This is a genomic window from Cohnella sp. (assembly GCF_041641335.1).
Classification (GTDB): Bacteria; Bacillota; Bacilli; order Paenibacillales; family Paenibacillaceae; genus Cohnella.
Map to the genome: position 1 here is coordinate 1 of NZ_JBEPYQ010000022.1, position 25,112 is coordinate 25,112.

The following is a 25,112-nucleotide window of genomic DNA, read 5'->3' on the forward strand; positions in this document are numbered from 1 at the left end:
GCTCAATCTTACTGCTTCTTCTTTGAATGCTTTGTCGTACCGATTCATTATCGTTCGCTCCCTCGTTAGCTTTCATTTTATTTCATTTGAGGGTGTTTTTCGACTGCATTTTTATCGTAGCACTCCACCAGAAAATCGATCACGTCGCCGTTCTCCGCGTGCACCATGACGAGCGCGCCTTGCTCCTTGGCGAGCAACAGCGTCCGGTACAGCGTGCCGTCGTCCGCCTGGAGCACGTTCTTGTACGCCATGAACACCTTAAGCGACGTGATGCCTTCCTCCTCGATCACCTTCGGCAGCTCGATCAGGACGTCGTCCGTCACTTCCGCGACCATAAGATGGAACCCGTAGTCGATGACGGCTTTGCCTTTCGACTTCGCGTGCCACGACTCGATCGCGGAGGCGAGCGGCTTGCCCTTCGACGTCAGGCAGAAGTCGACGATCGTCGTCGTTCCGCCGAACGCGGCAGCGATCGTGCCGCTCTCGAAGTCGTCCGCCGTCACCGTTCCGCCGAACGGCATGTCAAGGTGCGTATGCGGATCGATGCCGCCGGGAAACACGTAACAGCCGGAAGCGTCGACGATCTCTGCGCCTTCCGTCTCAAGGTCGACGCCAATCATGACGACGATGCCGTCGTCGATCAAGATATCGCCGAAAAAGGTGTCCGTCGCCGTGACGATCGTGCCGTTCTTGATGATTTTGCGCATGGTCAGACAACCTCCATTTCCGAAGCGGACTCGGGCTCGTTCAAGCGGGCGAGCGCTCTCTGCCTGTCGTTCCAGCTCATCGGCGCCAGCCCGCTCGGCACCTCGACCATCTCGATCGCCCCGTCGACCGGGCAGACGATAGCGCACAGATTGCAGCCGACGCAGTCCTCTTGCCGGACGCGCAGAATCGGCTTGCCGCTCTCGTCCGTCGTCCGGTCGATGCACTGGTGCGAAGTGTCCTCACAGGCGATGTGGCACTTGTTGCAATTAATGCATGTCTCGGTATTAATCTTCGCCGCCACTTGGTAATTCAGGTCGAGATCGCCCCACGTCGAATATTTGCTCACGACTTTGCCGGTCAGCTCCGAGACCGAAGCGAGACCTTTATCGTCAAGGTAGTTGTTCATACCGTCGATCATATCCTCGACGATCCGGAAGCCGTGATGCATGGCAGCGGTGCAGATTTGGACGCCCGTCGCGCCCATCAGCATGAATTCGACCGCGTCCTGCCACGTCGAGATGCCGCCGATGCCGGAGATCGGCACGCCGACGCGCGGATCTCTGGCGCACTCGGCTAACATGTTAAGGGCGATCGGCTTCACGGCCGGACCGCAATAACCCCCGTGCGCGCCTTTGCCGCCGACATGGGGAATCGTGTTCCACGTATCGAGATCGACGCCGGCGAGGCTGTTGATCGTGTTGATAAGGCTGATCGCGTCCGCTCCGCCAAGAACCGCGTGACGGGCCACCACGGTAATGTCGGTAATGTTCGGCGTCAGCTTAACGATTACCGGCGTACGGGCGGCTTCCTTCGCCCAATACGTCTGCATCTCGACGAGATCGGGCTGCTGCCCGGATGCCGCGCCCATGCCGCGCTCCGCCATGCCGTGCGGACAGCCGAAGTTCAGCTCGAGCCCGTCGACGCCGACGTCCTCCACCCTTTTCACGATTTCATGCCACTTCTCCCGCTTCGGCTCCACCATGAGCGAGGCGACGAGCGCGTGGTTCGGGAACCGCTTCTTCGTCTCGTATATTTCCTTCAGGTTCACCTCGAGAGGACGGTCGGTAATCAGTTCGATGTTGTTGAAGCCCGCCACACGCTGACCGTTGAAATGCACAGCGGCGAAGCGCGACGACGTATTGATGATCGGGTCGCCGAGCGTCTTCCATACTGCGCCGCCCCAGCCCGCCTCGAACGCGCGCTGCACCTGGTAGCCTGTGTTCGTCGGCGGCGCGGACGCCAGCCAGAACGGATTCGGCGCTTTGATTCCCGCGAGATCGATCCGTAAATCCGCCATATGCGTTCTCCTCCCTCTCGATTAAATGGCGATCGAATTCGCATCCGCGAACGCCTTAGCGATCGCGCGAGCCGCCAGCTTGCCCTGCTCCGCAGCCGATACGACCATCGCCTCGCCTTGTCCGGCGCCGAAGATCACATCCCCGGCGGCGTAGATCTTCGGATGGGACGTGCGCCGCGTCTCCTCCTCGATCAAGACGACGCCGCGGTCATGCGCGACGCCCAGCAAATCGATCAACCCCCGGCGTCGCTCCTGACCGATCGCCAAGACGACGGCGTCCACCGGCAGGAGAAACTCGGAGCCCGGAATCGGAGCCGGCAGACGCCGGCCGTCCTTGCCTGCGTCCTCGGACAGCTCCATACGCACGCATTCCAGATGCGTGACGCGGCCTTTCTCGTCGCCAATGATTCGCTTCGGCGCGGTCAGCCAACTGAATTCGACGCCCTCCTGCTTGGCAAAATCGTATTCGAACGCGTACGCGGTCATCTCATCGCGCGTCCGCCGATACACCATCTTCACGTTGGTCGCGCCGAGCCGGACCGAACAGGTGGCGGCGTCGATCGCCGTGTTGCCCGCGCCGATGACGGCGACTCGCCCGCCTTCGATCTCCGGCAAATCGCCGGTATAGGTCTTCGTCGCCTCGACGAACTTGATCGCATCGTACACACCGGCCAGCTCCTCGCCTTCGATGCCGAGGCGTGGAACGTAGCCCATGCCAGCGGCCAGAATGACCGCGTCATAGCTGTCCAGCAGCTCTTCGACCGGAACGTCCTCGCCGACTTTGACGCCGGTCCGGATATCGACGCCGAGCTTCTTGACCTGTTCGACTTCCCAGAGCGAGACCTGCTGCGGCAGCCGGAACGAGACGATGCCGTGCGTATCTAGCCCTCCCGCCAGATCCCGGGCTTCGTAGACAACGACGGCGAAGCCGTCTCGCGCCAGCTCCCGGGCTGCGGACAGTCCTGCCGGACCTCCGCCTATGACGGCAATCTTCCTGCCGTTGGAAGGTCCCGCGCGGAACATCGGCTTATCGTTCTCCATAGCCCAGTCGGTCGCATACCGTTGCAGCAGCCCGATTTGGATCGGCTTCGAGGCGTCATTCAGCACGCAGGCGCCTTCGCACAGCTCCTCCGTCGGGCATACTCTTGCGCAGCTGGCCCCGACCGGATTCGCGTCCATGATCGCCGTCGCAGCGCCCTTCAGATTGCCAGTCGCAATCCGCTTGATGAACGAAGGAATGTTGATGCTCGTCGGGCAAGCCCGGATGCAAGGCGCATCGTAGCAATAGAGGCAGCGGTTCGCTTCCTCCGCCGCGGCTTTCCGGGTTAGCCCCGGCACCGCTTCCGCAAAGTTTCGCGAGAAGTCATTCGCCGATATGGCGATCGTCGTTTTGCGCGCTTCCATTCGTTATCCCTCCTCTGTAGGTTTGCTCTCAAGCCCGCTAAGCTTAAGCGCCGTTCGATACAATAGTTCGGTTCCCGCCGCGATGTCTTCCGGACTCGCGTATTCCTTCGGATTGTGGCTGATCCCTTCCAAGCAACGGACGAAAATCATCCCGTAATCGCAGTAATGCGACATCGCGAGCGAATCGTGGAACGGCCCGCTCATGAGCTCCGGCAGCTTCGCCATCCCGAGCTCGCCCGCCGACGCGCGGATCGCGTTCATAATCCTCTCTGCGCAATACCGGGGCTCGCTATTCGTATCTTCGCGAATCTCGTACCGCAGGTCGTGCTCTTGGCAGACCGTCTCGAGCAGCGTCCGCAAATGATTTTCCAATCTGTCGCGGCGGGCGAGATCGATATCGCGAAGGTCGACCGTGAACTGCACGTGCTCGGGGATAATGTTCCTCGAATCCGGGAACACCCGCAGCGAGCCGACCGTGCCGACCGTCGGAGCGCCCTTCGTCCCGGACGCGAGCGCCTGCAGGCCGATAACGATCTTCGAAGCGCCGACGAGCGCGTCGCGACGCATCCCCATCGGCACCGATCCGGCATGACCGGCGAAGCCGTACAGATCGACGGTCCACCAGAGCGGACCGGAGATGCCGGTCACGATACCGACCGGCTCGCCTAGCGATTCGAGAACTGGCCCCTGCTCGATATGCAGCTCGAGGAAAGCGGAGACGCGTCCCGGCGGCAGCTCGTCTTCCGCGAACCGGGCGGGATCGCCTCCGAATGCGAGCAGCGCTTCCCGGCGGGTGACTCCGTCCTTGTCGGCACGTTCGAGCTCGCCTTCCTCCAGCTTGCCGAGCAGCCCCCGCACGCCGAATAAGCCTTTGTTGAACCGACACCCTTCTTCGTCGCAAAAGGACACGATCTCGATCGACGCTTCCGGAACACGCCCGTTCTCGGCGATCGTCTGAACCGCCTCGAGAGCGCCGACAACGCCGACGATGCCGTCGAACCTTCCGGCGTAAGGCTGCGTGTCGATATGCGATCCGAGCATAAGTGCCGGCGCCTCCGGATCGCGCCCCTCGAGCCGGCCGATCAGATTGCCGAACGCGTCGACGCGCGCCGTAAGTCCGGCTTCCTCCATCCACCTCTTCACCAAGTCGACCGCTTCGCGATCTTCCGGCGACAGCGCAAGGCGGCGCACGCCCGTCTCTCCGAGCTTGCCGATTCGTGCAAGACGTTCGATCCGATCCATGACCCGATCTGCGCTGATCGTCGTTCGGCTCATATCGCCCCCTCCTTTCGGCTTCTTTTATGTTATATTTTATAACATATAAGTTGAATTTTCTGATTTTTTTCAAGTTTTTTGATGGATTAGCCATGAAAACATGGAATGAAGCTAGATTAAATGTTATATTTTCTAACATAATAAACAATCAGAAGCTCGTTTTCATTGGACAGGATGTCAAATTCGGTTGGACGATTTTTTACACGACAGGCAGCATACGAAAAAGAGGTGGCGGCAATGGATGCCGAATGGATGCTTACGGTACAGGAAGCGTTGACGAGGCCGCTGTTTCAGGGCGCTCAGGTGATTGCAGGCAGCGAAGGGCTCGATCGGCCGATCCGGTGGGTGCATATTCTCGAAACGCCGCACTTCGAGACGCTCATCCACGGCCAGGAGATGATCTTGACGACAGGCATCAGCCTGAATCTGGACGCCGCGTCTTCGGTCGTCTTCATGGACAATCTGATTCGCCAGAACGCCGCCTGTCTTTGCATCGAGATCGGACCCTTCTTCGGAGAGGCGACCGTATCAGTAGAGCTCGTCGCACTCGCGGATTCGCACCGTTTTCCGCTCATTCTGTTCCCCCGCACTGTGCGATTCGTCGACATTACGCAGGATTTGCACTCGCTCATCATTAATCGCCATCACCGATCGCTCGAGGAATTGGAGAGCCTGTCGCGTGAATTTTACCGGCTGACGCTGACTTCACAGGGGACTCACAACGTCCTGAAGCTGCTGCATAAGAGCACGCAAGCACAGACTGTCCTCCGCCCTCTTCGCGGCAAAGCGCTGTTCGCCCCCGCCTTGCCGCCCGCCGAACAGGAGACGCTCCAGCTTCGGCTGAACGCGATCCTCGAAGAATGGGAAACGAGCGGAGTCGGTACGGCTTCGCCGAATGCCGCGCCAGTCATCCAATCGCAGGGAGACGAGTATGTCGTCTTGAAGCCTGTCGGCGCATTAGGGCAAACGTGGGCCTACCTTATCATGGTATGTCCGCGCGAGCCGCGGGAGTACGTTTCGCTTCTGCTCGATTCCGCCTCGCTTGCCATCGCCCAGGAGCTGCTGCGGACCCGGTTCTTGGAAGAGCGAAAGCTCTTTTCCGAAAACCTGTGGGTCGACGAGCTGATGAACGGAAGGCTGGACGACGAGCAGCGGATCCGCGCTTCTCTCGGGCCAGACTTCAAGGCGCTTAACGAGCTCGGCTTCCGAATTTGCCTGATCGAGATCGAGAACCTGCATGACAGCGGGCTTGGACACGAGACCGGCTCCGATAACGAATGGGAATCGATCCGGTTTCACCTGTCGCTCGTCCTGCGCTCCGCGTTCGAGAAGCACGGCTTTCGCCCGCTCATCACGATGAAGAATAATCGCCTCGCCGTCGTCGCGCTCGACCTGAAATCAAAATCGCTAGCCAAAAAACGACTGCAGCAAGCCTTGGAATCGCTCTTGGATTTGCGGACGGACGACCGGCTGAAAAATTTGCGCTTCGCCATCGGAATCGGCAAGCTGCACGTTCATCTGAAAAATGCGCACGCCGGCTACCAGGAGGCGGTTCAGGCGCTGTCCCTGAACGGCTGCTTCCATAAGCCGATTCTCTTCTTCGAAGAGCTCGGCGTGTTCCAACTGCTGCTGGGCTTGAACGACGGTCGGACGCTGCAAGCGTTCGTCCGCAATTACCTCGGCCCGCTCATCGACCACGACCGGGCGAAGGGCAGCGAGCTGCTGTTGACACTTAGGGTGTTCCTCGATTGCGACGGCTCCAAGCAGATCGCCTCGCAGCAGCTGTTCATCGTCCGGCAATCGCTCTACTACCGGCTCGAAAAAATCGCAGCGCTGCTCGGCGACGACTTCATGTCGCCGGAAAACCGCATCGCGGCGCAGGTGGCGCTGCGCGCGCATCAGCTGCTTCATCCCGAGGCATTCGCCGCGCCACTCACGCAGGGAGGCGGCGACGAGGCCTCGCATGCCGGGAAAACAGTAGCGGGGCCCGTGGATAACACGGCTTCGTCGGACTACTAGTCCGACCGACGCTGAGTCGAGTAGATAGAGCGCGACGGGCTCTCCACGAGGCTCGACAACGGCACCGCTGCGTCTATCCGCTCAAAACCTCGTAGACGTCCGCGCATTCGCGCCCCTGCGCCTCGGCTACCGCGCGGTACGTGATTCGGCCGCCGGCGACGTTGATGCCGCGGGCGATCGCGGCGTTGTCCTTGGCCGCCCTCCAGCAGCCTTTGTTCGCGATCTGCGCGCCATAGGCTGCGGTGGCGTTCGTGAGCGCCATCGTCGACGTGCGCGCGACCGCGCCCGGCATGTTGGCGACGGCGTAATGGATGACGCCGTGCTTCTCGTACGTCGGCCGCTCGTGCGTCGTCACTCGGTCGACTGTCTCGATCGAGCCGCCTTGGTCGATCGCCACGTCGACGATAACCGAGCCCGGGCGCATCGCCTTCACCATCGATTCGCTCACGATACGAGGCGCCCGCGCGCCGGGAATAAGCACCGCCCCGACGAGCAAATCCGCTTGCTCCACCGCGCGGCCGATCGAGGTCAAGCTCGACAAGACCGTCTTCAAGCGACCGCGGTATTGGTCATCCAGTTGGCGAAGGCGATCGGGGTTTACGTCGAGCAGCGTCACGTCCGCGCCCATCCCGACGGCGATCCGCGCAGCGTTCGACCCAACGACGCCGCCGCCGATAATGGCGACCTTGGCCGGCTCGATGCCAGGCACGCCGCCGAGCAGCACGCCGCGGCCGCCCTCCGCGTTCTCCAGAAATCGCGCCCCCAATTGGACGGACATCCTCCCCGCAATCTCGCTCATCGGCGTGAGCAAAGGCAAGTTGCCGTTGTCGAGTTGGATCGTTTCGTAAGCGATCGCGGTAACGCCGCGCTCGACGAGCGCCTGCGTCAGCTCCGGCAGCGGCGCCAGATGCAAGTACGTGTAGAGAATAAGGCCGCTGCGGAAATAAACGAACTCTTCCGGCAACGGCTCCTTGACCTTGACGACCATGTCCGCCGACCACGCATCCGCGGCCGCGCTCACAATCGTCGCGCCCGCTTCGCTGTAGGCGCGGTCGGAGAAGCCGCTTCCAGCTCCCGCCCCCGCCTCGACGAACACCTCGTGACCGAAGCTGACGAACATGCGCGCCGAATCGGGTGTCATTGCGACCCGGTGCTCGCGGTTTTTAATCTCCTTCGGAACGCCGATTCTCATGACGGCACTCCTCCCTCCGCGCAGACGGCGTTCACGACGGCTTTGAACGTCCTCACGATAAACGCGAGATCCTCGTCTGTCGAAGACAATGGCGGGCAAATCGTGAGAACGTTGTTGAAGCCCGCGACGGTGTCCCCGTTTTTGCCGATAATGAGTCCTTGCGCTTTGCATTCCCCGATGATGCGGTTCACCGTCGCGAGCGGCGCCGGCTCCTTCGTCGCCCGATCGGCCACCAGCTCGATGCCCATCAGGAAGCCGAAGCTGCGGATGTCGCCGACAAGCGGGCATTCCATCAAATCCGCCATCTCCGCCGACAGACGTTCCCCGAGCGAGCGCGCCCGATCTACGAGCTGTTCCCGTTCGAGAATTTCGAGATTTTTGAACGCCAGAGCGCAGGCGGCGGGATTGCCCCCGAACGTGTTCACGTGGCGAAAATGGCTGTACGGCTGCTGGTCTTGGAACTTCTCGTAGATGTCCTTGCGCACAGCGGTCGCGGAAAGCGGAAGATATCCGCTCGTGAGCCCCTTCGCCATCGTGACAATGTCGGGTTTCACGCCGAAATTCTGATGCCCGAACTTACGGCCCGACCGGCCGAAGCCGCAGATGACTTCATCGATAATGAGCAGAACGCCGTGCTTGCGGCAAATCTCCTGCACCCGTTCGAAGTAGACGGGGTGCGGCACGAGGACGCCTCCGCCCGTAATGACAGGCTCCATGATAACGGCTGCGACCGTCTCGACGCCCTCCCAGACGATCGCGTCTTCGATCGCCTGCGCGCATTCGAGGTTAAATTCCTCTTCTGTCTGTCCCGGCGGCCTACGGTACCCGTCCGGCGGACGAACGTGGAGGAAGCCTGCCGCAAGCGGCTCGTATTTGTACTTCCGCTGCGCCTGGCCCGTCGCCGCAAGCGCCCCCATCGACCCGCCGTGGTACGCGCGGTAACGGGAGACGAACTTGTACCGGTCGTGCTCGCCGATCTGCCGCTGATATTGCCGGGCGATCTTAAACGCCGCTTCGTTCGCTTCCGAGCCGCTGTTCGAGAAGAAGATAACGTACTCCCCCTCGAGCCATTCGTTCAGCTTCTCCGCGAGCTTGATCGCCGGCAGATGACTTTGGGTGAGCGGATAATAAGCGAGCGTCTTCATCTGTTCGTAAGCGGCTGCGGCCAGTTCCTCCCGGCCGTAGCCCGCGTTCACGCACCAAAGACCGGACATCGCGTCGAGGTATCGGTTTCCCCTCGAATCCGCAATCCACGAGCCATTCGCGCTCGTTACAACCATCGGCTCCTTGCCCGCCCCATAGGAAGCCATGTTATGCCAGAGGTAACGGCTATCCTTGTCGAGCAGTCCGCTCGTTACTTTCTCCAAGTCCAGCATCGGCTTCTCGCCTCCTTGATCAGGAATAACGGGCGGTAACCATCTTCTTGCGGGTGTAGAACTCGACGCCGTCGCGGCCGTTCGCGTGCAAATCCCCGTAGAACGATTTCTTGTAGCCCGAGAAAGGAAAAAACGCCATCGGCGCGGGAACGCCGAGATTGATGCCGAGCATCCCCGCGTCGATCTCCTCGCGGAATTGCCGGATCGCTTTCGCGCTGTCGGTGTACAGGCACGCGCCGTTCGCGAATTCGGACGCGTTGGCGATTGCGATCGCCTCGGTCAAGTCCGCGGCCCGCGCGATCGACAGCACTGGCGCGAAAATTTCGTCCCGCCAAATCGCCATCCCCGGCGACACGCGGTCGAATAGGGTCGGGCCGAGGAAGTTGTCGGCAGCGATTGGGCTGCACAGCACCGGATCGCGCCGGCCGTCGCGGACGAGCTCGGCATTCTCGGCGATTCCGCTCTTGATGTAGCCGATCGCGCGGTCTTTGCTCTCCGGCCGGATGAGCGGTCCCAGGAAAACGCCGGGCTCGGCGCCGTTGCCGATCGCGATCGCGTCGGCCGCCTTCGCGAGACGGTCGACCAATTCGTCCGCAATGTCGCCGACGGCTACGACGACCGCGCAAGCCATACAGCGTTCGCCGGCGGAGCCGAACGCAGCCGAGACGATGTTCTTGACCGCATTGTCGAGGTCAGCGTCGGGCATGACGATCGAATGGTTTTTCGCGCCCGCGAGCGCCTGTACCCGCTTGCCAGCCGCGGTTCCCGTCTTGTACACGTATTCGGCGACGGGCTGCGAGCCGACGAACGACACCGCCTTCACGTCTTCGTGGGCGAGAATGCCGTTCACGACGTCGCGAGCGCCATGCACGATATTGAACACGCCGGGCGGCAATCCCGCTTCCGCGAACAATTCCGCGAGCCGACTCGCCAGCATCGGCGTCCGCTCCGACGGCTTAAGAACGAACGTATTCCCGCAGGCGATGGCGAGCGGAAACATCCAGCAAGGCACCATCATCGGAAAATTAAACGGCGCGATGCCGCCGACAACGCCAAGCGGGTAACGGTACATGCCCGACTCGATATCGGTCGCGATGTCAGGCAACTGTGACCCCATCATCAGAGTCGGCGCCCCCGCGGCGAACTCGACGCATTCGATGCCGCGCTGTACTTCGCCTAGCGCTTCTTCCGTGTTTTTGCCGTTTTCCCGCGTAATGATCGAAGCCAGCTCATCCCGATGCTCCGTCAGCAGCTGCTGGTATCGGAACAGGATGCGGGCGCGCCGAGGAACGGGAACCCTCCGCCACTCGCGGAACGCCTCGCGCGCCGCTATAACCGCAACATCCACGTCCTCCCGCACCGACAGCGGAACGCGAGCCATAATCTCGCCGGTGGCGGGATTCGGCACGTCCTCGTATAGAGTTACCCCCGACTCCACCCACCGCCCGCCGATGAAGTTGCGAAGCTTCGCAACGTTTGCGGTATCCGCAATTTCAGTGGAACTTAAGCTTTCTATATCCGGCATCATTTCCTCACCCCTTTTTTCGTAATCGTCATCTCCTCAACCTCCCGGTGTACTATGCGCGGCCCCCCACTTAACGTTGAGGCACTTTTTTGGCCTTGGCCTCGCAGCTCGGGCAGCGCCGAGGCACTTTTGGGACTTGGCCCCGCAGCTTGGGCAGCGCCGAGGCACTTTTTTGGCCTTGGCCTCGCAGCTCGGGCAGCGCCGAGGCACTTTTTTGGCCTTGGCCTCGCAGCTCGGGCAGCGCCGAGGCACTTTTTTGGCCTTGGCCTCGCAGCTTGGGCAGCGCCGAGGCACTTTTTTGGCCTTAGCCTCGCAGTCTCGGTCCCGTCGAGGCTCAACCCATTCGCCAGGACCGGGGGGCGACAAATTTTAACCTGACAACATTGCGGTCAAGCCCCCCCTACAACCTCGTCAGCTCCCCGTACGTCTCCGGCCGCCGGTCGCGGTAAAATTGCCAGCTCTCTCGCGCCTCGCGGATAAGCGATTTGCTCATCGTCCCGATGACGACCTCGTCCTCATCCCGGCTTCCGATCGCAACAAAGCTTCCGCGGGGATCGACCAAGTACGATTGTCCGTAAAATTCACCCATGTTCCACGGCGCCTCCACTCCGACGCGATTGATCGCCCCGACATAGTACCCGTTCGCGACGGCGTGCGCGGGCTGCTCCAGCTTCCACAGGTACTCCGAAGTGCCCGACACAGTGGCGGACGGGTTGAACACGATTTCCGCCCCGTTTAACCCCAGCATTCTCGCCCCCTCCGGAAAATGTCGGTCATAACAAATGTATACGCCTACTTTGGCGTACGCAGTATCGAACACCGGGTACCCGAGGTTGCCGGGCTTAAAGTAATATTTCTCCCAAAAGCCGCATCCGCCGCTGCCTGCCTGCACATGCGGAATATGATGCTTCCGGTATTTGCCCAGGTAGGCGCCGTCCGCGTCGATGACCGCCGCCGTATTATAATAGGTAGCGATGCCCTCGCGCTCGTAAATCGGCAGCACGATGACGATGCCCAGCTCCTTCGCCGCCTCCCGGAACACCTGCGTTGTCGGCCCGTTCGGAACCTCCTCCGCGGCGTCGTACCACTTCGGCGTCTGCTCCGCGCAAAAATAAGGTCCATAGAAAATTTCCTGCAGCGACACGATTTGCGCGCCCCGCCCCGCCGCTTCGCGGACGAGCCCCAGATGCTTGTCGATCGCCGCCGCCTTATGCTTCGCCACCGGCTCGCCGCCGTCGACGTCGTGGCGCGCCTGAATCAAACCGATCGTGACGTTGTCCATTATTCTCAGCACCTCTCCTTGCGGGAACGGACGACTCCCGAATATGCGGAAGCCATCCGTCGCGCCTTCTAACCTCTTATTTCATAGCCATCTCGACGATCTCGTGCGTGTAAGCCGCCGTCAGGTCAGCCTCCTCCTTAATAACGCCGAACTTGAAGGCGATATCGGCCGTCTGCTTGAAAGAAGCGTCGTCAATATGGCCGATCTTCGCGGCGTCGAACCCTTCCGGCAGCACGAGCTTCGCGACCTCCTCCATCATTTTCAACTGATGGTCTCTCGTCGTGCTTCCGCCTTCCGCTTTCTTCATGACGATGTCGACGGCGGCTTCCTTGTTCTCGACGGCGTCCTTCCACCCTTTGATCGACGCCTTGACGAACTTGGCGGCCGTTTCCTTGTTCTTCGCGAGCCAATCCTTGTTCGCGAACAAGTTGTCCTCGAGCATTGCCACTCCTTCCTCGTTCATGTCGATGACATTGACTTCTGCGGCCGGAACGCCCGATTCTAGCACGACCTGGTACTCGTTGTACGTCATTGCCGACGCCGCGTCGAGCTCGCCGCCGAGGAACTGGTCCATCGTAAAGCCCTGCTTCGCGAAGTTCAGATCCTTGTTCGAATCGAGCTTATACTTATCGAACAGCGCAAGAATTTCGAACTCGTTGCCGCCCATCCAGTTGCCGACCTTCTTGCCTTTCAAGTCGGCCGGACCGTTAATGCCCGCCGATTTTTTCGAGACGAGCACGAGACCGCTCTTCTGGAACATTTGCGAAATTTCGACGAGCGGCAACCCCTGCTCCTGATGCGCGAGCAAGCTCGCTACCCAATCCACCCCGATGTCGGCTGCGCCGCTGGCGACCTGCTGCTCCGGCACGATGTCCGGACCGCCGGGCAAGATTTCGACGTCCAGTCCTTCCTCCTTGTAGTACCCCTTGTCGAGCGCAACGTGATAGCCGGCGAACTGAGCTTGCGGCACCCATTTCAATTGAAGCTTGACCTGGATCGGCTCGGCGGACGCAGACGGACTCGGACTGCCGGACATCGCCGGCGAGGACGGCGATGCGGACGACTCGTCGTTGTTATTGCCGCAAGCGGCAAGGACGGCGACGAACAGCATGGCAATGGCAAGCGTTAAATGACGGACGATACGGCTTTTTCCCTTCATAGCTTCGCTCTCTCCCTTTTCTGTGTAGAATAGCAACGCCCAGTACGGTTCCAAAGCATGCAGGTATATGCGATCGGCTTCGCGGCTCCACGAGGTTGCCGCTTCGGCCGGCTGTCACAAGGTCAATCGCGGGCTGACGGATGCCAGCGGATGAACAGCTTTTCGAGCCGCTCCACGACAAGGTAGAAGAGGACGCCGGCAGACGCGGCGACGACGATGCACGCCCAGCCGAGCGGCATTTTCGCCACTTTGATCGAGTTGGAGAGCAGATAGCCGAGACCGCGCGAGGAGAAGAAAAACTCGCCGACGATCGCGCCGATCATACCGGCCGTCGCATTGATCTTCAGCGCCGCGAATATCAAGGGCAGGCTGTTCGCGACGCGAAGGTAACGAAACACCTGGCGTTCACTCGCGGCATACGAGCGCATCAGGTCGAGCGCGAGCGGATCGACCATCCGCATGCCCTTGGAGGCGTTGATCGCCATCGCCGCCATCGTCGTCGCTGCGACGATGGCCATCCGCGAGCCCATGGCGTCGCCGAACCACAGGTTCATGATCGGCGCGAGAGCTACGATCGGCACCGCGTTAAGGGCGGCGGCCGCTAGCAGTCCGCCGGAGCCCCATCTCGGCCAAGCCGTTGCGACGAGCGCGACGACGAACCCCGCCGCGGAGCCGATCAGCATGCCGCCGACCGCCTCGGTCAACGTGTATCGCGCGTATTCGAGCAGCAACGCCGCGTTGTCGCGAATGGCCTGTACGATAGCCGAAGGCAGCGGCAGCTGGTACGTACGGAGATCGAATAACCGGTGAAAAACTTGCCGCTGCCACAATAGCAGGAACAACGCGCCCGCCAGCAGCGGCAAGCCGATCCGCGCCGCCTTCGCGAATGCGAACGATAACGTCGGCGGAACTTCTCCGAACGGTCCGCCCGGGAGCGAGTTCGGACTGGCTTCGGGAGCGCCGTCCTGTTGCGGCATTCGATCGACCGTCCTAGTCGGAATAACAGCCTTATGCGTTTCCGCCTCCATCAGCGACCGCCTCCTTTGTTGCGGAATTCGGGCTGCCACGGAGCCGCGATCCGTTCGGCCGCGCTCATGACCGCGTACAAGATGATGCCGAGCGCCGCCCCTACGACGACTGTTGACCAGAACATGTACGCATGCGACGGTCCGTAATACAAATTGCGAAGCATGATGACGCCGATGCCATGCTGTGCGCCCATCAGCTCGACGAGAATCGCGCCCGTCACCGCCAGCGGCGCTGCAACCTTCAAGCCAGCGAACAATGCGGGAAGCGAAGCCGGAAGCCGAAGCTTCCAATAAACGTGCCACGTCTTCGCCGCGTAGGAACGCATCAGCTCGAGCGAGGACGGAGTGACGCTTCGCAGTCCTCTCAGCATGTTGATCGCCACCGGAAAAAAGGTAATATACCCTGCGATCAGGATGCGCGACGCCTGTTCGTCGCGCACGATGCCGTACAGAATCGGGGCAAGCCCCAAGATCGGCACCATTTGCGAGGCGACGGCGTACGGAAACGCCATATTTTCCACCCACTTGGACAAGCTCATCAATACCGCTAACAACGCCCCCGCGGCTGCCCCGATCGCGAAGCCGAGCACGGCGTTGCCGAGCGTCGCTTTGCCTTCCCGGAGCAAGACGCCGCCATATTCGCCGAACGTTTCCGCTATCTTATGGACGTATGGCAGCTTCGACTGCGCGAGCGGCACGTTCGCTACCTCCAGCAGCCACCACGACCCCGCCTCCCAAGCCGCGAGGAGGACAAGCGCCCAAGCGAGCGCCGGAACGAACCGGCCCCGCGCCCCTAAGCTTCGCTCCTTCATCCGCTACACCCCTTCGAAGCGGTTCCGAATGTCTGCGACCAATCGGAAGAACGCAGGATCGTTCCGCATCTCCTTCGTCCGGGGACGCGGCAGCGGAATGTCTGCGACCGCAGACAACCGGCCGGGATGCGGAGACAGAACGAATACCCGGTCGGACAAGAATACCGCTTCGGAAATGCTGTGGGTCACGAACACGACCGTGTTGCCTGTCTTGGTCCAGATGGCAAGCAGTTCCTCATTCAGCCGCTCGCGCGTGAATTCGTCCAGCGCGGAAAAAGGTTCGTCCATGAGCAGTATTTCCGGCTCCATCGACAGCGCCCTCGCGATCGCCACCCGCTGCTGCATGCCGCCGCTCAGTTGCCACGGGTATTTGTCCCCGAACCCTTCGAGCCCGACCAAGGCGAGCAGCTCCTCCGCCCGTCGGTTCCGTTCGGCTCTCGAATAGCCCATCATTTCAAGCGGCAGCGCGATGTTCGCCTTCACCTTTCGCCAATCGTAGAGCACCGGATTTTGAAACACGATACCGTATTTCCGCGCCAGTCGCGCGTCTCTTGCCGTTCCGCCGGCGACGCGAACGTCGCCCTCCGACGGCTGCTGCAGCTCGGCCATGATCCGGAGCAGCGTCGTCTTTCCGCAGCCCGACGGGCCGAGCAAAGAGACGAATTCTCCTTTGGCGATGCTCAGCGACACCCGCTGCAGCGCAAGCACCTCGGACGTGTCCGTCCGATACCGCATCTCCACATCCTTCAGCTCGATCTCGGGTACGGCAACCTCGGAGACCTGGACATCCTCTTCGTTTATAGCCGTCATCTCCATCAGAACCAGTCCTCCTTCGCATCGCGGAAGCTTCACGTTCGCTTTTCTAACATCGTACACGTCCGCTCAAGCCGGTTCATTAGACAGAACGTCAAACGAATAAGCGCCGTTTCCGTCAATGTGTCCGGTACTGACGCACCCCACTAACGGTACAATAAGGCTAGCTTCATTTTTCAAGTCGCTCATGAACTACTTCACAGTCTTCAAGTGCGAGTTCAAAAAGTCCGGTTTTCTTTGAACAACCTCTTTAAGGAGTGCTTTGATATGGTCAGTTCCCTTACGGTTCGAGACATTCTGGAGCGCCCCTATTTTCAGGGCTCCACCGTGCATGCCAGCGATAAGGCTCTAAGCCGCACAGTCGAGTGGGTCCATATCCTGGAGGTCACTCATGTCGGGCATTTGCTCAATGGCAACGAATTGATCTTAACCACCGGACTGATCTGGAAAGACGATGAGGAGCTCGGCATCTCCTTTTTACAACAAGTCATGGTTTGCAATGCATCCGGTCTATGCATCGAACTTGGAAGAGTCGTCTCTCACCTCCCCGAAGCGATGATCCAGCTTGCCGCTCAATCCGACTTCCCCTTGATACTCATTCATCACAATATCCGGTACATCGATATTACGCGCGATATCCACAGCTGGATTATTAATCAACAGCGTAAAAAAGTAACCGAGCTGGAGGAGCTGTCCACTCGTTTCAACGAGCTGCTTTTGACAGCCAACGGCCTGTCCCCTTTGCTTGTCCTCTATCACCAGGCAACCCATAAACCCGTTGCTTATGTTCCGCTGGAAGGCAAACCTCTGTTCCTCCCCCCTATGTCCGATCGTGAACAGCGACACATCATTCAGAATGTTACTGCGACCCAAGAACCTTCTCACCGATTCGCGTCTAAATCTATCATTGTCCTTCAACATACCTTGGGAGAATTGATCAGTTGGTCGGATGAACCGCTCGATTCATATGACATTCTGGCGTTGGACCGGTGCGCCGCAGCGGTGGCCCAGGAGCTCATGCGCACGTTCTATTGGGAAGAAAGGCAAATGTACAAACAGAATCAATGGGTTCACGATTGGCTGAACGGCCTCTATGAAGAACGGGAAATCAAGCAATACGTATGGTCTTTGAAGCCGGCGTATTCATCCGGACTTCAATCGGTCATCGTCTTTGAATTAAACCGCGACCTTATCCATTCACCCGATTTCGAAAGGATGTATTTACATAAAAACATGATGGCCCGCGCCCTGTTTGAACAAGAAGGATTTTATTTAATACCGACCCTATTAAACCAACAACTGGTCTATATCCTTCTTGATCTGCAGAAGCGCAAGGAGATCCATTCCGGCCTAGCCAGAGCCGTCTCCCGTTTGAGGCAAGCGGATAACCAATACCTCCCTCTCTTCTCGCTGCTGTTCGGCGCAGGGCAGCCCGTTAACGAGCTTTCCTCGATTAAGAAAAGCCTAAATTCCGCATTGGATACCATTTCCATGCAAAAAGAAATCGGCCCGCTACCGATGCCGTTTTATAATCAGCTCCATCTTTATCGCGTGATCTTCAACTTAAGAAAAAGCGACCAGCTCCTCGATAACCTGATTGAAGATTATATAGGTCCCGTTGCCGGTCTGGATCGCGAAAGAAGAGAACCGCTCTTATGCACGCTGAAGATGTATTTGATGTTAAACGGGGCAAAAAGAGAGACGGCAAAAGCCCTTTATATTTCCAGGCAGTCGCTTTACTCCAGATTGGACAAGATCTCCGAGCTGCTCGGCGATGATTTCATGTCTCCGGAAAAGCGATTTTGCGTCGAACTGGCCGTTTACGCTCATGAGTATTTGAAGATGATGCAAAATCGCTAACCGTTCGGCCGGATTGGACACATTGTCAACCCGTACGCCCCATAACCGAATCAACTTGTAAATCCAAAAACGCCTCCTCATGTTCTATATTATAACCAAAGCCGTTAAGTTATCTGACAATGGCGAGTAGAGATCAAAGGATACGAGGAGGAAGGGAAATGATACCTAGACATGCGTTTGGAAAAGGACTACTGGGTTTAGGTGCAATGAGTCTTGTTTTCTTATTGCTGGCAGGCTGCGGAGGGGAATCCACCGGTAAGCCATCCAACAGCGTCGCGTCGCCCGAAGCAAGCTCCGCTTCTTCGGCAGAGAGCGCAGCAACGACAGCTTCTTCAGGTGAACCGGTCCCCATCAAAATCCAGTTAAGCTGGGTGCCTCAAGCGGAGTTTGCCGGCTTCTACGTCGCCAAAGAAAAAGGATATTACCTAGAGGAAGGGCTGGGAGTGGAAATTCTAGCCGGCGGTCCGGATATTGTGCCGGAGCAGCAAGTGGCCAATGGAACCGCCCAATTCGGCGTCAACTTGGTTGGAAGCTTGTTGTCCCACATCGAACAAGGGGTGCCGCTGGTTCAGATCGGGCAAATTTTCCAGGACACCAGCATGGTCCTCGTATCCAAAAAAGCATCGGGGATCGACAGCCCGGAGAAGTTCGCAGGCAAGAAAGTCGGGAATTGGATGGGCGGAAACGAATACGAGGTCCTGGCGTTATTGTCCAAATACGGGCTCGATCCCATGAAGGATTTGAATTTTACGAAACAAGGCTTCACGATGGATCAGTTTATGAACGGCGATTTGGACGTGGCTACCGCCATGATTTATAACGAGTACCACGTGCTGCTGGAAAATGGCTATAAGCCGGAGGACCTGAACGTCTTCAATCTCGACGAATTGGGCGTCGGCATGCTTCACGACAACCTGTTCGTCAACAAGGAATGGCTCGCGAATAACGAGGAGACCGCCGTCAAGTTCGTGCGCGCTACGTTGAAAGGATGGAAAGATGCTATTGCGAATCAGGATGGCGCCGTGGACATCGTCATGAAGACCGTGGAAGAAGGAAGCTCCTCTCGCGAGCATCAGTTGACGATGATGCAGGAAGTGGCCAGACTGATTCAGCCTGAAGAGTTGCCCGCAGAGCAGATCGGCTTCACCAATCAAGAGCGGTTCCAACTGACGGCTGATATCGCTTTGAAATTCGGTGTGATCAAAAATCCGGCCGACGTTTCCACAGCGTACACGAACGTTATAGTTGAAAAAGCGTCGAAGGGGACGTAATGGATGGAGCTCATGGTTAGGAATGCGCGTTTGTTAAACCGCAATGGGTTGTACCGGGTCGCGGTGCGCGACGGAAAAATCGCGTCCATTCAAGAGGAAACACCCGACTCAATCGCGGAAGGCGACGAAGCCTTTGCGACCGGGCGTTGCGAAGAGCAGATTCATGCGGAGGGACTGCTGCTGCTTCCTCCCTATGTGGAATCCCACATCCATTTGGATGCGGTATTAACGGCAGGAGAACCGCGTTGGAACGAAAGCGGAACCTTATTCGAGGGCATCCAAATTTGGTCGGAGCGCAAACCGTACTTGACGGAAGAGGATGTCCGGCAGCGGGCCTTGCGGGCTCTTCAAGGGTTGGCCGGTCAAGGCGTGCTTCATGTCAGGACCCACGTGGACATTTGCGACCCGCAATTGACGGCCCTCAAGTCCTTGCTGGCGTTAAAGAATGAAGTGCGCTCCTGGGTGAATGTGCAGATCGTCGCTTTTCCTCAAATGGGCATTTGCTCTTATCCTAAAGGCGCCGAACTGTTGGAGGAGTCCTTAAAGCTGGGGGCGGATGCGGTTGGAGCGATTCCTCATTATGAATTTACGCGGGAGGACGGAATCCAATCGCTGCACATCCTCTTCGAGTTGGCCCAGAAGTATGACAGATTAATCGATGTGCATTGCGACGAAATCGACGATGAGCATTCCCGTTTCGTGGAAATGCTTGCCGCCTTGGCTTATCGAACCGGGTTAAAGGGCCGGGTCACGGCCAGCCATACGACCGCCATGCATTCCTACAGCAATGCCTATGTCTCCAAGTTGATGAATCTGCTTCAGCTCTCTGAAATCAACTTTGTGGCCAACCCGCTCGTCAACACCCATTTGCAGGGGAGATTCGACCCCTATCCGAAGCGACGGGGAATGACGCGGATCAAGGAACTGTTAGAAGCAGGGCTGAACGTCAGTCTTGGGACGGACTGTATTATGGATCCGTGGTATCCTTTGGGCAGCGGCAACATGCTTCATGCAGCCAACATGGCTCTTCATGTCGGGCATATGACGGGAAACCGGGAAATTCCGCTCGGCGTTCAAATGGTCACGGAAGGCGGGGCCAGATCCTTGGACATCATGGAAGGGTACGGGATCGAGGAAGGGAGACCGGCCAATTTCATCATCGTTGACGGCCAAGACCCGTGGGAGTTGATGCGTCGGATGCCCGTAACGCGGTATGTCGTGTACCGCGGGAAATTAATCGCCTCTACGAATCCGGCTGAAACTTCGCTCTATGTTGGAAGATCGGGCGATCCCCAATCTCATCCCATCGGGTATCTGTGACTTGTCATAGCCAATCTGCGACAACCTGTCGCTGATTGGCTGCTGACTCCGGGAGGATCGATTAATCCGGTCAGGGCGTTGGATAGGATATGCCGCGTACGTACTATACTCCGCTCCGCATGAACATTGCGCCGATGACAAGAGATGACGCAATCCCCCACACTGCGTTAAGCTTGAAATATTGCACGGAGATGAAGAAAGCGGCCGCGAGCGCGAACGGCAAGAACGGGAAAGCTCCCTCTCCGCGGTTAAATGCGTACTTCGCGAAATCGTACGCCAGCATCGCCAGCATAACGAAGATGACCGGTTGCACGCCTCTTATCATGCCTTTAATGTAAGTGTTCGTCTGAAGCTTCGACATGACCCCAACGAGAAGCACCATGAGCAGTGCCGTAGGCAGAACGACCGCCGTCAACGCTGCGAATGCGCCCCCCCAACCCGCTATCTTATAGCCGATATAAGCCGCGAGCTTGGTCGCGATCGGTCCTGGCAGCGTATTCCCGAACGCCAGCGCTTGTCCAAACTCCTCCGTATTCATCCAGCCATAGCGGTTCACCACTTCATTCTGATAGAACGGAATAATGGCAGGACCCCCTCCGTATCCGAACATCGTAGATCTGCCGAATGCGATGAACAAATCAAACATATCCTTCAACATAAGATGTCTCCCCTCTTCCTCTGCGAGTCTATCTGCCTATTGCGAGCCCGTCTCCTCTTGGGTCGGCCGCTCCGCTGATCACTCCGTCGTCGATCTGTATCCCTTGAGCTTGACCCATAACTCCATCCCAGGGGCCGACCAATTCCACTTCGTGGCCCCATTCCTCGAGACGCCCGGTTTCTTTCCCCAAATCGCGATTCTCTATTTTCAGCGTGTCGCTTTCTTCACCCCACGTTCGGCCATAAACCCAGCGCGGCAGTCCAATCGCCTCTTGAATCGTATATCCATAATCCAATACTCCGGTAATAAGCGATAACTGGGTTTGAGGCTGGCCTTCTCCTCCTTGTGTGCCCATCAGCAAGCAAGGCTTGCCGTCCATGAGCGCCATTCCAGGCATGAGCGTATGAAACGTTCTCTTCCCGGGAGCGAGCACGTTAGGATGCGCGTCGTCCAAGGAGAAGTAAGAGCCCCTATTCTGCAAAATAATTCCAGTTTTACCCGCGACGTAAGCGGAGCCGAAGTCGTAATAGAGGCTCTGAATGAAGGAAACCGCGTTTCCTTCCTCGTCAATGACCGCTGCATAGGCCGTATCCTGTCCGCTCGGTACGGATTCGAACGAACTCGCCATCTTGGCAGGAGAATCGATCTCGGCAGCCAATTTGTTCGCTAGCTCCTTGCTCAGAAGATGCGCTATCGGGATCTGGACGAATTCCGGATCGCTTAGGTAAGCGTCCCGGTAGCGAAATGCACGCTTGATCACTTCCGTGACCAAATGATAGAAATCGGCCGACTTCCGATCCACGCCTTGCAGATTCATCGTTTCTAACATATTTAACATCATCAAAAGGGAAAACCCTTGAGAATTCGGAGGCATCTGATAGATCGTCTTGCCACGGTAGTCGACCGATAACGGCTCCACCCAATCGCTATGGTGTGATGCGAAATCCTCTTCGTCAAGAATTCCCCCGTCTTTGCGGACCGCATCGACGATCTCGCGCATGAGCGCCCCTCGGTAAAAAGCCTCGCGGCCTTCGTTGACCAGAATTCGGAGGGATTGAGCCAATCCGGGTTGAACGAGCTTTGCCCCTTCGGGCTTTATCGCGTTCGTCAGCGAATCCATATACAACTCTCGCAAGACGGGATCCGCCCTAAGCAGCGCTTCATCCCGTTTCATCCATGCGTGAAGGTCTCGCGAAATCGGAAAACCGATCGCCGCGTATTCCAGAGCTGGCCGGAGCAGCTCCTCCCAAGTCAGCTTGCCGTACTTGGACCATACTTCCCACCAGGAGTCGACCATTCCGGGAACGGTCAGGGCGCTCCGAACTCCGCGATCAGGAAGCCGTCCTCCACATTCCCGGAGTGACTTTTCGGGTTGTGCGGCTAGCGCCGCCCGGCCGGTACCGTTTAGTCCGACAACCTTGCCTTCTTTAGCCGAGTAAATCAAGAAAAAGCTATCGCCGCCGATTCCCGTCATGTGGGGATAGACGACAGCAAGCGCGGCGCTGATGGCGACGGCCGCGTCAATGGCATTCCCGCCTCGCTCCAGCAAGGCGCTTCCGACCTGGCTGGCCAAATAATGCGGAGACGTAACCATAGAGCGGTACGCTTTTGGCATCACGTTATTCATCCTGTCCCGCTCCTCTCCGATAGACTTCAACCGCCGAGCGAACCGAATTTCCCGCCGCGATTGCCGCTCCATACATAGACAATACGGCCTCAAGCGCCGCTAACGTTAACAGCACATTGGATTTACGGCAGCTGTATCCCATCGTACCGATTCGCCAAATCAGTCCCTTGAGCGGACCGAAGGAGCTCGCGATCTCGATGCCGAAATCCTCTAGCAATTGGCTGCGCACCGCTTCTCCATCCACTCCGGCGGGAATGGAGACGCAGGTTACGACAGGCATTTTGCAAGAATCGTCTCCGTAGAGCGCAAGCCCCATCGCTTCGAGCCCAGCGACCAACGCGCGCTCGTGAAGCCGGTGACGGGCGAATCGATCCTCCAGCCCTTCTTCCAATACAAGCCTTAGCCCTTCGCGCAGCCCGTAAAGCATAGCCGTCGCTTCGGTGTGATGGTTCAACCTATGGGGACTCCAATAATCCTGGAGTTGGGCAAGGTCCAAGTAATTGCTTCGGATGAACGATCCCGGTTCTTCTTCCATCGCACCTTCAGGTCTGATTCCTCTCTCGATTCTTTTCCGTTTCAAGAGACGGGTCTCTATTCGATCGTTGTAAGTGATGGGTGACATGCCGGACGGAATGGACAAGCACTTCTGGGTGCCGCCGATAACAGCGTCGAGCTTCCAGCCATCGGTCTCGACGGGTACTCCTCCTATTGTTGCAACCGCGTCGACGACGAGAAGAATATCCCTTTCCCGGCAAGCGTGACCGATTTCGGCTAACGGCTGAAGCCTGCCCGTCGACGTCTCCCCATGAACAATAGCAACGATGCCAGGCTTCTCCCGATCAATGGCCGCGATAATATCCTCGGGCAAGAACACAGTGCCCCAATCCGTTCCGATCGTAACGACTTCAGCGCCGCAACGTTCGGCGATCTCTGCAAGCAAATATCCGAATCGTCCGAAGATGGGAACGAGCACCCGCTCTCCCGGCTCGATAATACCTGTAAGAACTGCCTCGATTCCCGCCCGAGACGTTCCGTCAACCGGATAAGCCCAGTGATTGTCAGTTCGGAACAAGTCTCGCAGCATCTCCATCGTTTCGTTCATCAGAGCCGTGAATTCAGGATCGAATTGTCCAAGAACGGGATACGAGAGCGCTCTTGAGACGCGCGGATCGACCTCGACAGGTCCGGGCGTCATGATAATTCGGGGTGAAGGAGATAAATCCGCGTATTTCTTCATGTCGCTTCCTCCAAGTAGGCTAATGTATATAATAATTCCGTCAGCACTTCCGTCCCGCACGCCATTTGCTCCGGAGAGGTATACTCTTCTGGCGAGTGGCTGATGCCGTCCCGGCTTGGGACGAAGATCATCGCCGTCGGACAGACGTTTGCGAACAACCCGGCGTCGTGCCCGGCGCCGCTGCTGATCGGCAGCTTCGATAAGCCAATGTGATCGCACACGTTCGAGATCGCTTTGCTCAATTCATCGTTCATGGGCGATGGAAGTTCGGATAACCAGCAATCGGCTGTAACCAAGACACCCATCTCCTTGGCGATAAGGGAGAATGCTCTGATCGTCAGCTCACAGAATCCGTCAAGCGCCCTCTCATCGGAATGCCGTATATCAAGCGTGAACCGTACTATCCCCGGAATGACGTTAGCGACGTTAGGCGTCACTTCCAGCTTGCCGACCGTCGCGACAAGACCGTCTCCCGTTTCCCTTGCCGTCCGACGCATCCATACTATCATCTCCGCACACGCGGCCAATGCGTCTTCGCGAATGTCCATTGGCGTTGTTCCCGCATGGCCGGAGCGGCCATGAACCTCCACGAGATAACGCCGCTGGCCGAAGATAGCGCCCACGATGCCGATATCGTATCCGCCGCGATGCAGAACCTCTCCTTGCTCGATGTGAAGCTCTACGAACGCCCCGATGTCGCGGCGCTTGCTCTGCCGGAACGATTCCGGATCGAACCCCGCTTCGAACATCGCCTCGCGAAGGGTGATTCCCTCCGAATCTCTCGCGTCCAGTGCGCCTTCAAAGTCTTTGCTTCCGGTTACGTTGCCCGATCCCCAATAAGCGAGCGGAAATCGGCTCCCTTCCTCCTCGCAGAAGGATACGACTTCCAGCGACCGGCGGGGGATCCCGTATTTCGTCTTCAGCCGGGACAGAGCGGCAATGCCCGCAGCGACGCCAAGCGCGCCATCATAATGTCCTCCGCTTCGTACCGTATCAATATGCGAACCGGTTAAGATGGACGGCGCCGCTTCATCCGCTCCCGCCAGCTTGCCGTATACGTTGCCGATTTCGTCGAAAGTCACTTCCAAACCCGCGTCGTGCATAGCGCTGGCGACGAATCGTTGGGCTTTCTTCCATGCCGAATCATATAGAAGCCGGGTAACTCCGCCATCCGGGTCTTTGCCAAAGCGGGACAACTCTTCCAATAGCTTCGTAACGTCCGCTCCAACGTCGCTTGCTTCCATTCCGA

General features: G+C 58.3%; 19 protein-coding genes and 1 pseudogene. 4 read left to right on the top strand and 16 right to left on the bottom strand.

Features of this window, described 5'->3' with window-relative positions:
* Positions 1–122: 122 nt before the first annotated feature.
* The 4 genes and pseudogenes from ACESLM_RS09320 to ACESLM_RS09335 form a co-directional block, all read right to left on the bottom strand.
* Positions 123–707: pseudogene (locus ACESLM_RS09320) on the bottom strand (amidohydrolase family protein); the annotation flags it as partial.
* Positions 708–709: 2 nt separating this feature from the next.
* On the bottom strand, positions 710–2,005 hold the full coding sequence (preA, locus tag ACESLM_RS09325) for an NAD-dependent dihydropyrimidine dehydrogenase subunit PreA (protein WP_372631291.1): 1,296 nt from the start codon (positions 2,003–2,005) through the stop codon (positions 710–712).
* Between the two features lie 21 nt (positions 2,006–2,026).
* Positions 2,027–3,409 (bottom strand): NAD(P)-dependent oxidoreductase, encoded by a 1,383-nt coding sequence (locus ACESLM_RS09330; protein WP_372631292.1) that lies wholly within the window; start codon positions 3,407–3,409, stop codon positions 2,027–2,029.
* A gap of 3 nt (positions 3,410–3,412) precedes the next feature.
* Positions 3,413–4,684 carry a M20 family metallo-hydrolase gene (locus ACESLM_RS09335; RefSeq protein WP_372631293.1) on the bottom strand — a complete coding sequence of 424 codons (1,272 nt, stop codon included), beginning with the start codon at positions 4,682–4,684 and terminating at the stop codon, positions 3,413–3,415.
* 237 nt (positions 4,685–4,921) lie between these two features.
* Between ACESLM_RS09335 and ACESLM_RS09340 the strand changes: the two genes are divergently transcribed.
* Positions 4,922–6,703, top strand: a complete 1,782-nt coding sequence (locus ACESLM_RS09340; RefSeq protein WP_372631294.1) for a PucR family transcriptional regulator — start codon at positions 4,922–4,924, stop codon at positions 6,701–6,703.
* A 73-nt stretch (positions 6,704–6,776) separates the two neighbouring features.
* On the opposite strand, the gene ald is transcribed toward ACESLM_RS09340, so the two are convergent.
* The 8 genes from ald to ACESLM_RS09380 form a co-directional block, all read right to left on the bottom strand.
* Positions 6,777–7,895 (bottom strand): alanine dehydrogenase, encoded by a 1,119-nt coding sequence (ald, locus tag ACESLM_RS09345; protein WP_372631295.1) that lies wholly within the window; start codon positions 7,893–7,895, stop codon positions 6,777–6,779.
* Entirely contained in the window at positions 7,892–9,271 is a 1,380-nt protein-coding gene (locus ACESLM_RS09350; RefSeq protein WP_372631296.1) for an aspartate aminotransferase family protein, read from the bottom strand. Before ACESLM_RS09350 ends, ald begins: the two co-directional genes overlap by 4 nt.
* Before the next feature lie 19 nt (positions 9,272–9,290).
* Entirely contained in the window at positions 9,291–10,796 is a 1,506-nt protein-coding gene (locus ACESLM_RS09355) for a CoA-acylating methylmalonate-semialdehyde dehydrogenase (RefSeq protein ID WP_372631354.1), read from the bottom strand.
* 400 nt (positions 10,797–11,196) lie between these two features.
* Positions 11,197–12,078, bottom strand: a complete 882-nt coding sequence (locus ACESLM_RS09360) for a nitrilase-related carbon-nitrogen hydrolase (protein WP_372631355.1) — start codon at positions 12,076–12,078, stop codon at positions 11,197–11,199.
* A 76-nt stretch (positions 12,079–12,154) separates the two neighbouring features.
* Positions 12,155–13,237 (bottom strand): ABC transporter substrate-binding protein, encoded by a 1,083-nt coding sequence (locus tag ACESLM_RS09365; RefSeq protein ID WP_372631297.1) that lies wholly within the window; start codon positions 13,235–13,237, stop codon positions 12,155–12,157.
* 122 nt (positions 13,238–13,359) lie between these two features.
* Positions 13,360–14,265 carry an ABC transporter permease gene (locus ACESLM_RS09370; RefSeq protein WP_372631298.1) on the bottom strand — a complete coding sequence of 302 codons (906 nt, stop codon included), beginning with the start codon at positions 14,263–14,265 and terminating at the stop codon, positions 13,360–13,362.
* The gene (locus ACESLM_RS09375; RefSeq protein WP_372631300.1) at positions 14,265–15,077 is read right to left on the bottom strand and encodes an ABC transporter permease; all 813 of its coding nucleotides are present in this window, start codon (positions 15,075–15,077) and stop codon (positions 14,265–14,267) included. Before ACESLM_RS09375 ends, ACESLM_RS09370 begins: the two co-directional genes overlap by 1 nt.
* Positions 15,078–15,080: 3 nt before the next feature.
* On the bottom strand, positions 15,081–15,893 hold the full coding sequence (locus ACESLM_RS09380) for an ABC transporter ATP-binding protein (protein WP_372631301.1): 813 nt from the start codon (positions 15,891–15,893) through the stop codon (positions 15,081–15,083).
* A gap of 264 nt (positions 15,894–16,157) precedes the next feature.
* Here ACESLM_RS09380 and ACESLM_RS09385 point away from each other — a divergent pair, with 264 nt between their 5' ends.
* From ACESLM_RS09385 to codA, 3 genes are all read left to right on the top strand, one after another.
* A complete protein-coding gene (locus ACESLM_RS09385) occupies positions 16,158–17,750 on the top strand; it encodes a PucR family transcriptional regulator (RefSeq protein WP_372631302.1) in 1,593 nt (530 codons plus the stop codon).
* A gap of 158 nt (positions 17,751–17,908) precedes the next feature.
* Complete coding sequence (locus ACESLM_RS09390; protein WP_372631303.1) at positions 17,909–19,021, top strand: ABC transporter substrate-binding protein; 1,113 nt, start codon at positions 17,909–17,911, stop codon at positions 19,019–19,021.
* 3 nt (positions 19,022–19,024) lie between these two features.
* Positions 19,025–20,341 (top strand): cytosine deaminase, encoded by a 1,317-nt coding sequence (codA, locus tag ACESLM_RS09395; protein ID WP_372631304.1) that lies wholly within the window; start codon positions 19,025–19,027, stop codon positions 20,339–20,341.
* Between the two features lie 103 nt (positions 20,342–20,444).
* Here codA and ACESLM_RS09400 read toward each other — a convergent pair whose 3' ends face one another.
* From ACESLM_RS09400 to ACESLM_RS09415, 4 genes are read right to left on the bottom strand one after another with little or no spacing between them, the layout of a single operon-like run.
* Positions 20,445–20,999: a chromate transporter gene (locus tag ACESLM_RS09400; RefSeq protein WP_372631305.1), complete on the bottom strand. Its 555-nt coding sequence runs from the start codon at positions 20,997–20,999 to the stop codon at positions 20,445–20,447.
* A gap of 28 nt (positions 21,000–21,027) precedes the next feature.
* The gene (gene ggt / locus ACESLM_RS09405) at positions 21,028–22,626 is read right to left on the bottom strand and encodes a gamma-glutamyltransferase (RefSeq protein ID WP_372631306.1); all 1,599 of its coding nucleotides are present in this window, start codon (positions 22,624–22,626) and stop codon (positions 21,028–21,030) included.
* Positions 22,619–23,863, bottom strand: coding sequence for a pyridoxal-phosphate-dependent aminotransferase family protein (locus ACESLM_RS09410; protein ID WP_372631307.1), 1,245 nt, complete (start codon positions 23,861–23,863; stop codon positions 22,619–22,621). The genes ggt and ACESLM_RS09410 overlap by 8 nt, the downstream gene beginning before the upstream one ends.
* A complete protein-coding gene (locus ACESLM_RS09415) occupies positions 23,860–25,107 on the bottom strand; it encodes a M20 family metallo-hydrolase (protein ID WP_372631308.1) in 1,248 nt (415 codons plus the stop codon). Before ACESLM_RS09415 ends, ACESLM_RS09410 begins: the two co-directional genes overlap by 4 nt.
* Between the last annotated feature and the right edge of the window lie 5 nt (positions 25,108–25,112).